The following is a 12945-nucleotide window of genomic DNA, read 5'->3' on the forward strand; positions in this document are numbered from 1 at the left end:
ATGGCGGGACGTTCGAGCAGCTCCAGTCGGCGACCGAGCGCCTCCAGATCGTGGTGCCGCTCGTTCTGCTGCTGATCTTCGGCCTCTTGTTCATGCTGTTCGGGTCGGTTCGCGATGCGGCCATCGTCTTCTCGGGCGTGCCGCTGGCGCTGACGGGCGGGGTCGCGGCGCTGGCGCTGCGCGACATTCCGCTCTCCATCTCGGCGGGCGTCGGGTTCATCGCACTCTCCGGGGTCGCGGTGCTCAACGGCGTGGTGATGCTATCCTTCATCAAGGATCTTCGCGAACGCGGAAAGGCGCTCGTCGATGCAATCCGCGAGGGCGCGCTGACCCGCCTCAGGCCGGTGATGATGACCGCGCTGGTTGCGTCGCTCGGCTTCGTACCGATGGCGCTCAATGTCGGGGCAGGATCCGAGGTGCAACGGCCGCTGGCGACCGTGGTCATCGGCGGGATCATCTCATCGACGATCCTGACGCTGCTCGTCCTGCCCGCGCTGTACCTCATGGTCCACAGTCGCAGCGCGAAGATCGAAGAAGAGGAAGTCGCCGGGCCGCGGCGTGAGCCCGGCCTTGCGACCTGAAGCCAGGCCCTCACGGTTTGCTGCAGCGCTTGGGCGCAAGCGGCCGGCCGCGAACAGGGGCGGAACCCTGAGGGGTTCCGCCTCCTTTTAGGGATGCTTGGTATGAGGAGCGTGAAATGATAGACAAGACAGGCAGCACCGACCGCGAAAAGCAGACCCTCCAGATCGTTCTTTTCCTGAACGCGGCGATCGCCATCGCCTTTCTCATAACCGGCGCGCTGGGAGATTCGAGCGCCCTCATCGCGAATGGCCTCGACAATTTATCGGACGCGGCGGTCTATGCCCTGAGCCTTGTCGCACTAAGCCATGGCATCAAATGGAAGACCCGCGCGGCTACAGCGTCGGGCGTTATGCTATTGATCTTCGCGGCCGGCGTCCTGTTCGATGTCGGGCGGCGCTACTTTCAGGGTAGCGAACCGATCGGCGCTACGATGATGATCATGTCGGCGGTCGCGGCGGTGGTGAACTATGCCTGCCTGAAGCTGCTTCAGCGCATTCAGAATCCCGACGTCAACCTTCGTGCGGCAACGACCTTCAGCTTCAACGACTTCGTTTCGAACGGCGGCATCCTGATCGCCGGCGTCCTCGTCTGGTGGCTCGGCACGAACTGGCCCGACTTGCTCGTCGGGTTCGCCACTGCGCTGATTGCCATCAAGGGCGGCATCGAAATTCTGCGCGATGCCCGAAAGGAGACTCGCGGCGCCGCAAGCGACGACCCCTGAATTTGAGAAATAACAAGGTGAAGACCGAATGATGAGTGCGAGGAAACCACCGCTAGACCGCGGACGGCAGCGTCGCCTCGATCGCCTCAATCACCCGGCAATCGGCTATGCGGCCGCCCTCACAGAGCTGGACGATCCGGGCGAGTTCTGCGCGAAGGCGCACCATGCGTTCCAGACGCTCGTCGACGTCGAGCAAATGTCGCGCCGCCAGAGCGCGAACCTCGGCGCAGTCCTGCTCGGGTCCTGCCGCGAGGGCTTTCAGTGAACGAATTTCGTCGATCGAAAATCCCAGCCCCCTCGCACTCCGGATAAACGCCAGGCGCCTGACATCCTCGGGACCATAGCTGCGACGTCCGGAGGCGGTGCGCGCCGCCGGTGGTAGAAGCCCGATGTCCTCGTAGAAGCGGATTGTATTGACCTTCGTACCCGTCCGGCTCGCCAGCGCTCCGATGGGAAGTCCTACCTCACGGCCCATATGCACCTCAGAAATGCCTTGCTTCTACAGCTACTGGAGAATGTAGGACAATGCGATGAGCGAAAGCAACGACAGTAACTGTGGCTGTACGGGCGATACCGTGCGTGCCGAGCGTGATCCCGCCTATCGACGGGCGCTCTGGATCGTGGTGATACTCAACCTCGGTTTCGGTGTGTGCGAAATCATCGGCGGCTTCATCGCCAACAGTCAGGCCCTCAAAGCGGATTCGCTCGACTTCATCGGCGACGGTTCGATCACTTTGGTGGGATTACTGGCGCTGGGATGGTCTGCTGCAAGCCGTGCACGGATCGCGCTAACCCAGGGACTGTTCCTCGGTGCGCTCGGGCTGGGAGTGATTGCCTTTGCCGTGGCGCGGGCCTTAAATGCCGAGCCACCCGAAGCCGAACTCATGGGCGTCATCGGCATAGTCGCCTTGGCCGTGAACGTGACCGCGGCGCTGGTTCTCTCGCGATTTCGGGACGGCGATGCCAATGTGCGGGCCATCTGGCTGTTCAGCCGAAACGATGCGATCGCGAATATCGCCGTCATCGTCGCGGCCATATTGGTCGGCTGGACGGGCAGCGCCTGGCCCGATCTTCTGGTGGCGGGCGTCATCGCCCTTCTCTTCCTGCATTCGGCCACGGAGATCGTGCGCAATGCACGCGCCGAGCTGCGCCCTTCGCAGGCATAGCAAAATGAGGGCATATTCCACGCTTCGGCGCGCTGCGGCAATCTTGCTTGCCATGCTGGTGCTGCTTCCGGCCGTGGCACGCGCCGACACGACGTCGGTGCAGACTACCTGGCGCCTGCTCGATTATGTCGCGGTGGACTATGGCGGTGCGGTACATGACGGCCGGGTCATCAGCCAGGCAGAATATGCCGAAATGCTCGAGTTCACCGATTCGGCCGCCGCGAATATTGCAGCGCTGCCACCCAAAGGCGCACGTGCGCAATTGGTGGCTGACGCGAAGCGGCTGAAGGCAGCCGTTGTCGCCAAGGAAAGCCCACGAGAAGTCGCACGGCAGGCCCGTTCGGTCGCAGCGGCGTTGCTCAACGCCTATCCGGTGCCACTTGCGCCGGCGCGCAGCCCAGATCTTGCGAGGGGCGCTACTCTCTATGGGCAGAATTGCGCATCGTGCCACGGCATGTCGGGCGATGGCCGCGGCCCCGATGCAGCCAGGCTCGATCCACCGCCGATCGCCTTTTCCGATGCTGCGCGCGCTCGCGAACGCAGCGTCTTCGGGCTTTACCAAGTGATCGAGCAAGGCCTCGACGGCACGGCAATGCAAAGTTTCGCCGACCTTCCTGCCGCCGATCGCTGGGCTCTCGCCTTCTACAGCGGCCGCTTCGCTTTCCGTGATACGACGCAGGGCGAGCGGATCTGGCAATCCGACGCTGGTGTGCGCCGCCTGGTGCCTGACATGCCTACGCTGACGGCAATGACGCCGGCGGCGCTCGGTGCGAAGATCGGACAACCGGAGGCCGACGCCGTGATGGCCTATCTCAGGGCTAATCCGCAGGCCGTCACGGGGTCGGGGGCTGGGTCGCTGGCGCTGGCGCGGGAACGGCTCGAGCAGAGCTTCGCTGCATATGCTGCGGGGAAGAGGCAGCAAGCCGGAGAACTTGCGTTGTCCGCTTATCTCGACGGGTTCGAACCCCTGGAACCGCTCCTCGCGTCGCGTGATGGCGCCCTGATGGCGCGGATCGAGACGGCGATGGGGGCAGTGCGCGCGGCCATCCAGAAGGGCGCGCCCGTCGCCGAGGTACGCCACGAGATTTCGGCGCTCGACACGCTCTTCACCGATGCCGAGCAGGTGCTCGCCCCCGAACAGGCGAGCAGCACGTCGGCCTTTGTCGGCGCCCTGACGATCTTGCTGCGTGAGGGCCTGGAGGCACTCCTCGTCGTCATCGCGATCGTCGCCTTCCTGCGAAAGGCCGAGCGCCCGGAGGCGCTGCGTTATGTGCATGCCGGCTGGGTTGCGGCCCTTGCCGCAGGGGGCCTGACTTGGGCGCTCGCGACCTATGCCATCGGAGTCAGCGGGGCGAGCCGCGAATTGACCGAGGGCTTCGGATCCTTGCTCGCGGCTGTCATTCTCCTGTCGGTCGGCATCTGGATGCACGGAAAGTCTCAGGCCGACCAATGGCAGCGCTATATTCACGCAAAGCTGAGCGCGGCGCTCTCGAAACGCTCGTCCTGGTTCCTGTTCGGGCTCGCCTTCCTGGCCGTCTATCGCGAGGTGTTCGAGACCATCCTGTTTTATGCGGCGCTGGCATCGCAGGGCAGTGGCGGGGCTGTCTTCGGCGGCTTCGTGACCGGCCTTGTCCTGCTGGCCGTCATCGCCTGGGCGATGCTCCGCTACAGTCAGCGGCTGCCAATCGGCAAATTCTTTTCGTATAGCTCTGCCCTCATGGCGGTGCTCGCCGCCGTACTGGCGGGCAAGGGAACGGCGGCGCTGCAGGAGGCAGGCATGCTCTCGGTAACGCCCGTGAGCGGCTGGCCTCGAGTAACGCTCCTGGGTATCTATCCGACGCTGCAGGTCATCCTCATGCAAGCCGCCGCGCTGGTCATCATAATCCTTGGCTTCTGGTATAATCGCCGGGCCATCGAAGCCGGGCGGCCTGCCAAAGCCGGCAATCAGTCTGCGTAGAATTGCGACACCCGACCGGTTGCCAACCCGCCCACATCCGCGTCATAGGCCGATTGTGGGCCTCGCCGAACCGACCCATCGCATATTCCCGATACAAATTGACAGACATGAACATATCGGATAATCCCGATGCATGCAAATTGATGCCGCCTTGTCCGCCCTCGCCGCTCTGGCGCATCCCACCCGCCTCGATGCCTTTCGCTTGATCGTCCAGAATGAGCCCGAAGGGCTATCGACGGGACAGCTCGTCGAAGCGTCGGGGCTCAATCAGAGTAGTTTTTCGACGCACCTCGCGGTTCTGGTGAAGGCGGGCTTGGTGATACCGGAAAAGCGCGGCCGGCAGATCATCCAACGAGCGGATATCGACGCACTTCGCGGCCTGATGCTCTTCCTCGCAAAAGACTGCTGCCAAGGACGCGCTGAACTGTGTGAGCCGCTGCTCGCCGAACTTGCCTGCTGCTGATCGGCCCATTCAGCGCTTGAGGGAGAAGTCGATGACCGACAAGATTTATAATGTGCTGTTCCTTTGTACCGGCAACAGCGCCCGCTCGATTCTAGCCGAAGCTCTGCTGAACCGCATGGGCCAGGGGCGGTTCCGTGCCTATAGCGCCGGGAGCTTTCCCAAAGGCAAGGTCCATGCACAGGCGCTCGCGCTTCTCGATGAGCTCGGGTTCGAGACCGAGGGTCTGCGCTCGAAAAGCTGGGACGAATTCTCGGGCCCGGACGCGCCCAAACTCGATTTCATCTTCACCGTCTGCGACAATGCCGCCGGCGAGACCTGTCCGGTCTGGCCCGGCAAGCCGATGACCGCGCACTGGGGGATCGAAGATCCCGCCGCGGTCGAAGGCCCGGGCCAGCGCGAAGCTTTCGAACGTGCGCTGCACTATCTCTCGAACCGGATTTCGCTCTTCCTCGCGCTCCCGCACGAAAGCATCGACGAGATGGCAATGGCGCGCAGGTTGAAGGAAATCGGCGGCATCGAGGGCGCGACTGGCGAGCGGGAGACAGGCGCATGACCGCCGACATCATTATCTATCACAATCCCGAGTGCGGGACGTCGCGCAACACGCTCGCGCTCATTCGCAACGCCGGCATCGAACCGCATGTCGTCGAATATCTGAAGACACCGCCGTCGCGAGCCCTGCTCGAGCGGCTGATCGAGCGCGCCGGTATCACGCCGCGCGAGCTCCTCCGCGAAAAAGGCACGCCCTATGCGGAACTCGGCCTAGGCAACCCCGATCTCACCGATGGCGCACTCATTGATGCAATGATGGCGCATCCGGTCCTCATCAATCGCCCGCTCGTCGTCACATCGCTCGGGGTGAAGCTCTGCCGCCCGTCCGAAGCGGTGCTCGACATCATCCCTGCCCGCCAGCTTGGCGCCTTCGCCAAGGAAGACGGTGAACAGGTGGTCGATGCCGGCGGCAACCGCGTCCATGCCTGAGGGGATCATCATGATTGCCGCAAAGCGTGAACGCCTGTCCTTCCTCGATCGCTATCTGACACTCTGGATCTTCCTTGCAATGGCGCTCGGCGTCCTCTTGGGATCGCTTTTCAAGGACCTCCCCGCTGCGATCGACGCGATGTCGATCGGAACGACGAATATCCCGATCGCCATCGGGCTCATTTTGATGATGTATCCGCCGCTTGCACGCGTGCGCTATGACGAGCTGCCGCGCGTGTTCGAAGACAAGCGCGTCCTAGCCATCTCGCTGATCCAGAACTGGATCATCGGGCCGGTGCTGATGTTCGCGCTCGCGGTCGTCTTCCTCGCGGACAAGCCTGAATATATGACTGGCCTGATCCTGATCGGTCTCGCGCGCTGCATCGCAATGGTGATCGTGTGGAACCAGCTCGCAAAGGGCGACAATCAATATGTCGCTGCGCTCGTCGCGTTCAATTCGATCTTTCAGATCCTCTTCTTCAGCGTCTATGCCTGGTTTTTCCTCACGGTCCTGCCGCCGCTCTTCGGCCTCGAAGGCAGCGTCATCGACGTCAGCTTCTGGACGATCGCCGAGGCGGTGCTCATCTATCTCGGCATCCCGTTTATGGCAGGATATCTCACCCGCAAATGGCTCGCCAGCGCCAAGGGCAACGACTGGTACGAGACGCACTTCCTGCCGAGGATCGCGCCGATCACCCTCGTCGCACTGCTCTTCACCATCGTCGCGATGTTCAGCCTCAAGGGCGGCGAGATCGTCACCATCCCCGGCGACGTCATCCGGATCGCGATCCCGCTGACCATCTATTTCGTCGTGCAGTTCCTCATCAGCTTCTGGATGGGCAAGCTGATCGAGGCTGATTATCCACGCACGACCGCGGTCGCCTTCACCGCCGCGGGCAATAATTTCGAGCTCGCGATCGCGGTCGCGATCGCCGCCTTCGGCCTCGCCTCGCCGGTCGCCTTCGCGGCGGTCATCGGCCCGCTTGTCGAAGTGCCGGTCCTCATCCTCCTCGTCAGCGTCGCATTCCGCCTCGGACGTCGCTGGTTCCCGGCGAGCGTTCCTTCACAAGTCTGAGTATCATGACAGAACAGACCCACAGCCGCCTGCGCGCGCTCTCCGACGCAGACCATTTTCCCGCATTGAGCCCCGAATATCTCCACGCACAGCCGGCGTTTGGTCTGGGGCCGCTCGATCCCGCGCCGCGCATCCTTCTTCTGTACGGATCGCTGCGCGAGCGCTCCTACTCGCGCCTCGTTGTCGAGGAAACGGCGCGTCTGCTCCAGCTTTTCGGCTGCGAGACCCGCATCTTCGATCCTTCCGACCTGCCACTGCCCGACCTCATCGCCGATGACGATCATCCCGCGGTCGAGGAACTACGCCAGCATTCGCTCTGGTCAGATGGCCAGGTCTGGTGCAGCCCCGAGCGCCACGGCCAGATCACCGGCATAATGAAAGCGCAGATCGATCACCTGCCGCTCGCCTATAGAGGTCTGCGTCCCACGCAGGGCCGCACTCTCGCCGTGATGCAGGTCTCGGCGGGATCGCAGTCGTTCAACAGCGTCAACACGCTGCGCATCCTCGGCCGCTGGATGCGGATGATCACCATCCCCAACCAGTCGAGCGTTGCCAAAGCTTATGCGGAGTTCGACGAGGCAGGCCGCATGCTGGCGTCGAGCTATTATGACCGGATTGTCGATGTTGCCGAGGAGCTGGTGCGGTTCACCGTGCTGACGCGCGGCCACGCCGACCAGCTTGTCGATCGCTATTCGGAGCGCAGGGATCGCAACGCCCCTATCCTGACACCCGCACAGCTGGCCAAATTGCCGGGGGCGTGATGTCTTGTGGCCGCGAACTGGTGCCGATCAGGATCGACGCCGCAGCTTGCCGAATTCGCGGTCACCGCTCATGAAGCGCTCGATCATCGGGGCAATCAGCCGCTCCGCCGGCAAAGGCTCGGGGAGCCCATTGGCCCTGGCATGGATGCGGGCATAGTCTGCAAGATCGCGCATAATGCCTCCCGACAGTTCAACCGTGACCTTGACCGGCCGATCCTCGGCGATGGGTCCGAGCCGCAGCTTGCTCATCGGGATTCGCCACTGAAAAGCGGCTCCAGCACCAGGTCACGGGTCACGATGACCCGAAACGCGAAACCGGGGCGGATGGTGATGGTCGGCGGTATAGCGAGTTGCCGTTCGACGATCTGCCGGCCGGTCTGACCGATCGAATCCTGCGATCCCGACCGGATCGCACGAACGAGCCGATCGTCGTCGTCCGCTCCGAGCTCGGCGCCGACACCGAGCAGCGTCGATATGAGCGCAGCCTTGAACATATGGCCCCAATGATAGTCGGTGCGATCCGCCAGCCCCGCCATTCCGCCGGCATCCGCTCCGGGGAGCCGGCCAAGTGCGATCGAGCGACCGCCGGGAAAGGTCAGCCGATCCCACGCGAGCAGCACGCGATTCTGCCCCGACACGATCTCGCTGTCATATTCTCCGACCAGGCGCGCGCCTTGGGGAATCAGGAGAATGCGTCCCGTCGGACTGTCATAGATATTCTGCGTCACCTGCGCTGTGATCTGGCCCGGAAGATCGGACCGAATGCCGGTGATCAGCGCCGCCGGAATGATATTCCCGGCTTGCACGACATAGGGTGAAGCGAGCGGGACAATGCGTTCGCCGCTGTCTGTCCGGCGCGGACCATCTCCGCGCAGAAAGGGACGAGCCGGGGCTTCTGCGCCCGGCGGATTGATCGCCTGTACCGCGGGCGGCGCAGGTTGTTCCGCGGTACTGGCCGAGGCGCTGCCTCCCCCGCTCGCCAGGAAAAGATTGCTGGAACGCGCCGCGTCGCTTTCCTGGATCCGGCGCTCACGCGCCTGATCCACCGCCCGCTGTCGTGGATCGGCCGGCGGTGGAACAGCCGCCATGGGCGGCGGCGTTATCATCACGCCCTCTTTCTGCGCCGAGACGATCGGCCGGCCGAGGTCACCGGGAAGCGGCGGCCCGAGTTTCGGAACCGCGCCATAATCCGCAGGCGCGCCAGTAATGACCTCCGAGCGGTTGGGGCGATCGGTCTCATAGACATTCTCGCGGGGGCCGGGTTCCGGCGTCCGCAGCGCCCAGAGCAGCGCGCCCGCGATCGCCAAGCCCGCCGTACCACCGATGATCGCGAGCGTGCGCGGTGAGAGGCGCATGACGGATGGCATTTCGCCCTCGAGCCGGAACCCGTCGGGACTGGGCGGCGCGACGGCGCGTTCCGCAGCCCCGGGTTCGGTGGCCAGCTCTGCCTTCTCCTCCCGTTCCGGCACGCTCATGACCGCCCCCGACGGCGCTTGTCGTCGCGCTCGATCCGTATCTTTTTCGCGCCACGCCCGCTGCCGAGCCGCAGTTCGGCGCGCTCGAACAGGCGGTCGACGATGAGGAACCGACCTTTCACGCGGTAATTGACGAGCTCCGCACCATCCTTGTCGCCGAGCACGAAGAGCGGGGGCATATCGCCCTCGGCAATACCGTCGCCAAACTCGACGAACAATTGGCGGCCGTCGTCGAAGATGCGCAGCGGGCGCCAGGACACCTTGTCGCCGCTGATCCGATAACCAAAATTGAGCGCCGCAAAGTCGATGCCGCTCGCAACGGGAGCAGCGCGCTCCCGCTCGGTTTCGGCCGCTCGCAATGCGATCAGCTCATCGGCCGGGTAGGACCAGCTGACTGCAGCCATATAGGTCGCAGGCGTTGCGCGCAGTTCGAGATGATAGGTGCGGCGGTTGGTGTTGATAACGAGGTTCGTCATGATGTCGGGGCGGGTCGGCTTGACGAGAATATGAACGCGCCGCGACGTACCGGCGCCGCTCAGCGTGTCACCGATGATCCAGCGGACCGTATCGCCGGCGGCGACCGGTCCGGGTCCGACGAGCTCCTCGCCTTCCTGGAGCGCGATGTCGGTGACCTGCCCCGGCGCCGTATAGATCTGGAACAGCGCGCCGTCGGCCCAGGCATATTTCTGGATCGCGTTGAGGAACGTGGCACGGTCCGGCTGAACGCGCGCCGCGTCATTGGCTCGGCCGACCTGCGTTTTGACATCGGAGGGGGCGGCGACCGCAGGAAATGCGAGCGCGGCTGCGGTCACGAGAAAGATAAAACGCGTCACTGGCTGAGCTCCTTCGACCAATTTACGGCGGTGACAAAAATTCCGAGCGGGTTGCGCCGCAGGGCATCGGGGGTGCGGGGCGGCTGGACCGTCACGGTGACGATCGCCGACCAGCGCGACGTTTCGAGAAGGCTGCCGTCCTGATAGCGGCGCTCGGTCCAGGCGATACGAAAGCTATCCTTGGAGGCTCGGATCACGCTCGACACATCGACCGCGACCTGTCGCTTGCCGATCTCCGCGAAAGGATCGTTCAGCCGGGCATATTCATTGAGTATCTGCGCACCGCTCGCCGTGGTGAAATCATAGGCGCTGAGCCAATCCTTGCGCAGCACGATCGGGTCGGCCGGAATCGACCGGACATGCTCGATGAAGCGCGCGAGATGGAAGGCGATCTGCGGATCGGTCGGCGACCAGTCGGCGTCTGCGGGCGCGACGGCCCTTGCCTCGCCGAGCTTGTCGACCTCGACCACCCAGGGCGTGATCGTGCCGCGCACCGACTGCCAGACGAGCGCCGAGGCGAGGCCGCCCGACAGAAGCAGGGCGCCGAAAAAGGCGAGCCGCCAATTCTTCGCCTGGACGCGCGCCGAGCCGATGCGATCGTCCCAGACCTGCGCCGCGCGCTGATGCGGCGTGACCGGGACGGGCGAGATCCCATAATGATTGGAGGGCCTGCGGAAAATCATATCAATCCCTTTCGCTGATGTCGGGTGCGGAGCCGGCGCCGTGGCTATCGCCGCCCTTCAGGGTCTGCGCGCCGACCATCGCGCCCTGCGCGACCGCCTGCCGCTGCCGCATCGCGGTCGCCCAGGCGGGCGGCGTGTCGGCAGCAGGTGCCGGCCCGGCCTTCGCCGCCTGACCCGCGCGGCCGGCCGCAAATTGCTCGCGGGTCCGCTCGGCGGCACGCCGAAGCGGGGACGCCGCAGCGCTCGCCGCCGAGCGCGCGACATTGGCGAGACCCGCACCGACCGCCTGCGCCCCGCTCTTCCCGGCCGCGCCTGCGGCGTAGGAGCCCGACGCGCTGCCCGCAGTGCGGGTAGCACCGGCTGCAGCGCCGCGCGCAAAGCTGGCGGCGGCACCGGTAGCCAGCGTCGCACCCGCCGCGCCCGCGGCGAGCGTGGCGCCGGCGGCGACGGCCGTGCCGGCCGCAGCGCCTGCGCCGAGCTGGGGGCCGCCCGCGACGATGCCATTGGCGATCGAAGGACCGAAGATACCGAGACCCAGCAATGTGAGCGCGCCAAGCGCGATCGCCATCACCTGCTCGATGTCGGGCTCGGCGCCAATCTGGGCACCCATGAAGCGATCGAAGAGGGTCGTGCCGATCCCGGTGATGACGGCGAGCACCAGCACCTTGATGCCCGAGGAGACGATGTGGCCAAGGACGCGCTCGGCCATGAAGGCGGTGCGGCCGAAAAAGGCGAAGGGAATGAGCACGAAGCCCGCGAGCGTGACGAGCTTGAACTCGAGGATCGTCACGAAGACCTGCACCGCGAGGATGAAGAAGGCGAGGACGACGATCACCCAGGCGATCAGCAAAACCATGATCTGCACGAAGTTCGTGAAGAGCCCGACAGGCCCCAGGAGGTCCTTGCTCGCATCAAGAAGCGGCTCGGCGGCATCAAGGCCCGTCGCCGCGACGACGCCCGGGCGCATGAAGTCGCCGATCGCCATGGCGCCGCCGCTTGCCTTCAGCCCAAGACCGGCAAAGCTTTCGAGCATGATCGTCGCCAGGCTCTGGAAGTTGCCGATGATGAACGCAAAGACGCCAATATAGAGCGTCTTCTTGACGAGGCGCTGAAGGACATCCTCGTCGGCGCCCCACGCCCAGAACAGCGCGGCGATCGTCACGTCGATGACGATGAGAGTCGTCGACAGGAACCCGACTTCGCCGCCGAGCAGCCCGAAGCCGCTATCGATATAGGTCGAAAAGACCGACAGAAATTGGTCGATCACGCCCGTGTCGTTCATCGCTCGTTCCTCCGCTCACCGAAAAACCGGCGACGCTTCGCTTCCCATGCCGCTTCGCAATCGGGGTCGGCCGTCGTGACGGTCCGGCAGCGGCGAAGCCCATCGTCCGGCGCCGGGTGTGCGTCCGCCCCGGAGACCTGGGGGGCGGACGCACGGGGCGCGGGCGGCAGGGTCGCGGCGACGAGCGCGAGCGTCATGGCGATTCCGCCCAGCACTGCCGCGCCGGCGATCCTGGCCGCCCGGCCCATCTCAATTGCCCTTGAGGAAGCGGCGGAAGCGCTCGCGTCCTTCGGCCTCGGCAGCCGCCGCGCGGGCGGCATCGAGCATCTGCGCACGCCCCTGCGCGGCGATCGCGGCGGCAAGATCACCGAGTTGCTGCGACTGGAGCGCGAGCAGCTGATTGCCCGCCTGTGCCGCCTGGAGGGCGCCGGCCGCCGACTGGCTCGCGGTCACCAGCGTCGTGATCGAGCGGCGCGCATCGCCCATATTGCCGACGACGCCCGCCTGGACCTTCATCGCATCCTGAAAGGCGCCGACGCTGTCGCTCCAGCGCGCCTCAGCATTGGCGACCATTTCCGCCTGCGTGCCCGTCAGCGCGCCGCCCTTGTAGCGCGCGTCGAACGCCTTCTGGATGTCGCCGACATCAAAAGCGACCCGCTGCGCTTCGCCGAGCAGGGCGCGGGTGCGGTCGACCTGGCCTTGCAGCTCCTCGAGCGTCGAGACCGGCAGGCCCGACAGGTTGCGTGCCTCGTTCGCGAGCGACGTCGCCTGATTCTGCAGCTGCTTGATCTGATTGTTGATCTGCTCGAGCGTGCGCGCGGCGGTCAGGATGTTCTGGGCGTAATTGCGGGGATCGTGGACGATCCCGCCCACCTGGGCCGCGGCCGGGACAGACACTGCCGCTGCCGCGATGCCGCACCCGGTGACAAGCAGCGCGGCGGCGCAATGGAAAATCGGGGTCTTCAT

The 12945-nt window shown here is 64.9% G+C and carries 17 protein-coding genes; 9 read left to right on the top strand and 8 right to left on the bottom strand.

Annotation, left to right across the window (positions count from 1 at the left end):
* Together ATE67_RS18450 and ATE67_RS18455 are read left to right on the top strand one after the other, a co-directional pair.
* Positions 1-581, top strand: a 581-nt coding sequence (locus ATE67_RS18450; RefSeq protein WP_197411992.1) for an efflux RND transporter permease subunit, incomplete at its 5' end; no start/stop codon positions are given.
* Between the two features lie 116 nt (positions 582-697).
* Positions 698-1303 carry a cation transporter gene (locus ATE67_RS18455; protein ID WP_058818126.1) on the top strand — a complete coding sequence of 202 codons (606 nt, stop codon included), beginning with the start codon at positions 698-700 and terminating at the stop codon, positions 1301-1303.
* Positions 1304-1355: 52 nt separating this feature from the next.
* Here the strand turns inward: ATE67_RS18455 and ATE67_RS18460 are convergent, their stop codons facing one another.
* Complete coding sequence (locus ATE67_RS18460; protein WP_058818127.1) at positions 1356-1778, bottom strand: MerR family transcriptional regulator; 423 nt, start codon at positions 1776-1778, stop codon at positions 1356-1358.
* A 55-nt stretch (positions 1779-1833) separates the two neighbouring features.
* Here ATE67_RS18460 and ATE67_RS18465 point away from each other — a divergent pair, with 55 nt between their 5' ends.
* From ATE67_RS18465 to arsH, 7 genes are all read left to right on the top strand, one after another.
* Entirely contained in the window at positions 1834-2469 is a 636-nt protein-coding gene (locus ATE67_RS18465; protein WP_058818128.1) for a cation diffusion facilitator family transporter, read from the top strand.
* Between the two features lie 4 nt (positions 2470-2473).
* Positions 2474-4426 carry a cytochrome c/FTR1 family iron permease gene (locus ATE67_RS18470; protein WP_058818129.1) on the top strand — a complete coding sequence of 651 codons (1953 nt, stop codon included), beginning with the start codon at positions 2474-2476 and terminating at the stop codon, positions 4424-4426.
* 133 nt (positions 4427-4559) lie between these two features.
* On the top strand, positions 4560-4889 hold the full coding sequence (locus ATE67_RS18475; RefSeq protein ID WP_058818130.1) for an ArsR/SmtB family transcription factor: 330 nt from the start codon (positions 4560-4562) through the stop codon (positions 4887-4889).
* Positions 4890-4920: 31 nt separating this feature from the next.
* Entirely contained in the window at positions 4921-5442 is a 522-nt protein-coding gene (locus ATE67_RS18480; RefSeq protein WP_058818131.1) for an arsenate reductase ArsC, read from the top strand.
* Positions 5439-5870 carry an arsenate reductase (glutaredoxin) gene (arsC, locus tag ATE67_RS18485; RefSeq protein ID WP_058818132.1) on the top strand — a complete coding sequence of 144 codons (432 nt, stop codon included), beginning with the start codon at positions 5439-5441 and terminating at the stop codon, positions 5868-5870. The genes ATE67_RS18480 and arsC overlap by 4 nt, the downstream gene beginning before the upstream one ends.
* 10 nt (positions 5871-5880) lie before the next feature.
* On the top strand, positions 5881-6945 hold the full coding sequence (gene arsB, locus ATE67_RS18490) for an ACR3 family arsenite efflux transporter (RefSeq protein ID WP_058818204.1): 1065 nt from the start codon (positions 5881-5883) through the stop codon (positions 6943-6945).
* Positions 6946-6950: 5 nt separating this feature from the next.
* Positions 6951-7706, top strand: a complete 756-nt coding sequence (gene arsH / locus ATE67_RS18495) for an arsenical resistance protein ArsH (RefSeq protein ID WP_058818133.1) — start codon at positions 6951-6953, stop codon at positions 7704-7706.
* A 27-nt stretch (positions 7707-7733) separates the two neighbouring features.
* On the opposite strand, the gene ATE67_RS18500 is transcribed toward arsH, so the two are convergent.
* From ATE67_RS18500 to trbJ, 7 genes are read right to left on the bottom strand one after another with little or no spacing between them, the layout of a single operon-like run.
* Positions 7734-7955, bottom strand: coding sequence for a DUF2274 domain-containing protein (locus ATE67_RS18500; protein WP_058818134.1), 222 nt, complete (start codon positions 7953-7955; stop codon positions 7734-7736).
* The gene (locus tag ATE67_RS18505) at positions 7952-9181 is read right to left on the bottom strand and encodes a TrbI/VirB10 family protein (protein ID WP_082660499.1); all 1230 of its coding nucleotides are present in this window, start codon (positions 9179-9181) and stop codon (positions 7952-7954) included. Before ATE67_RS18505 ends, ATE67_RS18500 begins: the two co-directional genes overlap by 4 nt.
* The gene (trbG, locus tag ATE67_RS18510; RefSeq protein ID WP_425442439.1) at positions 9178-9993 is read right to left on the bottom strand and encodes a P-type conjugative transfer protein TrbG; all 816 of its coding nucleotides are present in this window, start codon (positions 9991-9993) and stop codon (positions 9178-9180) included. The genes ATE67_RS18505 and trbG overlap by 4 nt, the downstream gene beginning before the upstream one ends.
* Before the next feature lie 17 nt (positions 9994-10010).
* Positions 10011-10694 carry a conjugal transfer protein TrbF gene (gene trbF / locus ATE67_RS18515; RefSeq protein WP_058818206.1) on the bottom strand — a complete coding sequence of 228 codons (684 nt, stop codon included), beginning with the start codon at positions 10692-10694 and terminating at the stop codon, positions 10011-10013.
* A gap of 4 nt (positions 10695-10698) precedes the next feature.
* Complete coding sequence (gene trbL, locus ATE67_RS18520; protein ID WP_058818135.1) at positions 10699-11979, bottom strand: P-type conjugative transfer protein TrbL; 1281 nt, start codon at positions 11977-11979, stop codon at positions 10699-10701.
* Complete coding sequence (gene trbK-alt, locus ATE67_RS22070; RefSeq protein ID WP_331458781.1) at positions 11976-12299, bottom strand: putative entry exclusion protein TrbK-alt; 324 nt, start codon at positions 12297-12299, stop codon at positions 11976-11978. The genes trbL and trbK-alt overlap by 4 nt, the downstream gene beginning before the upstream one ends.
* A complete protein-coding gene (gene trbJ, locus ATE67_RS18530; RefSeq protein ID WP_082660511.1) occupies positions 12229-12945 on the bottom strand; it encodes a P-type conjugative transfer protein TrbJ in 717 nt (238 codons plus the stop codon). Before trbJ ends, trbK-alt begins: the two co-directional genes overlap by 71 nt.

The sequence above is a fragment of the Sphingopyxis sp. H050 genome (assembly GCF_001468265.1).
GTDB lineage: Bacteria > Pseudomonadota > Alphaproteobacteria > Sphingomonadales > Sphingomonadaceae > Sphingopyxis.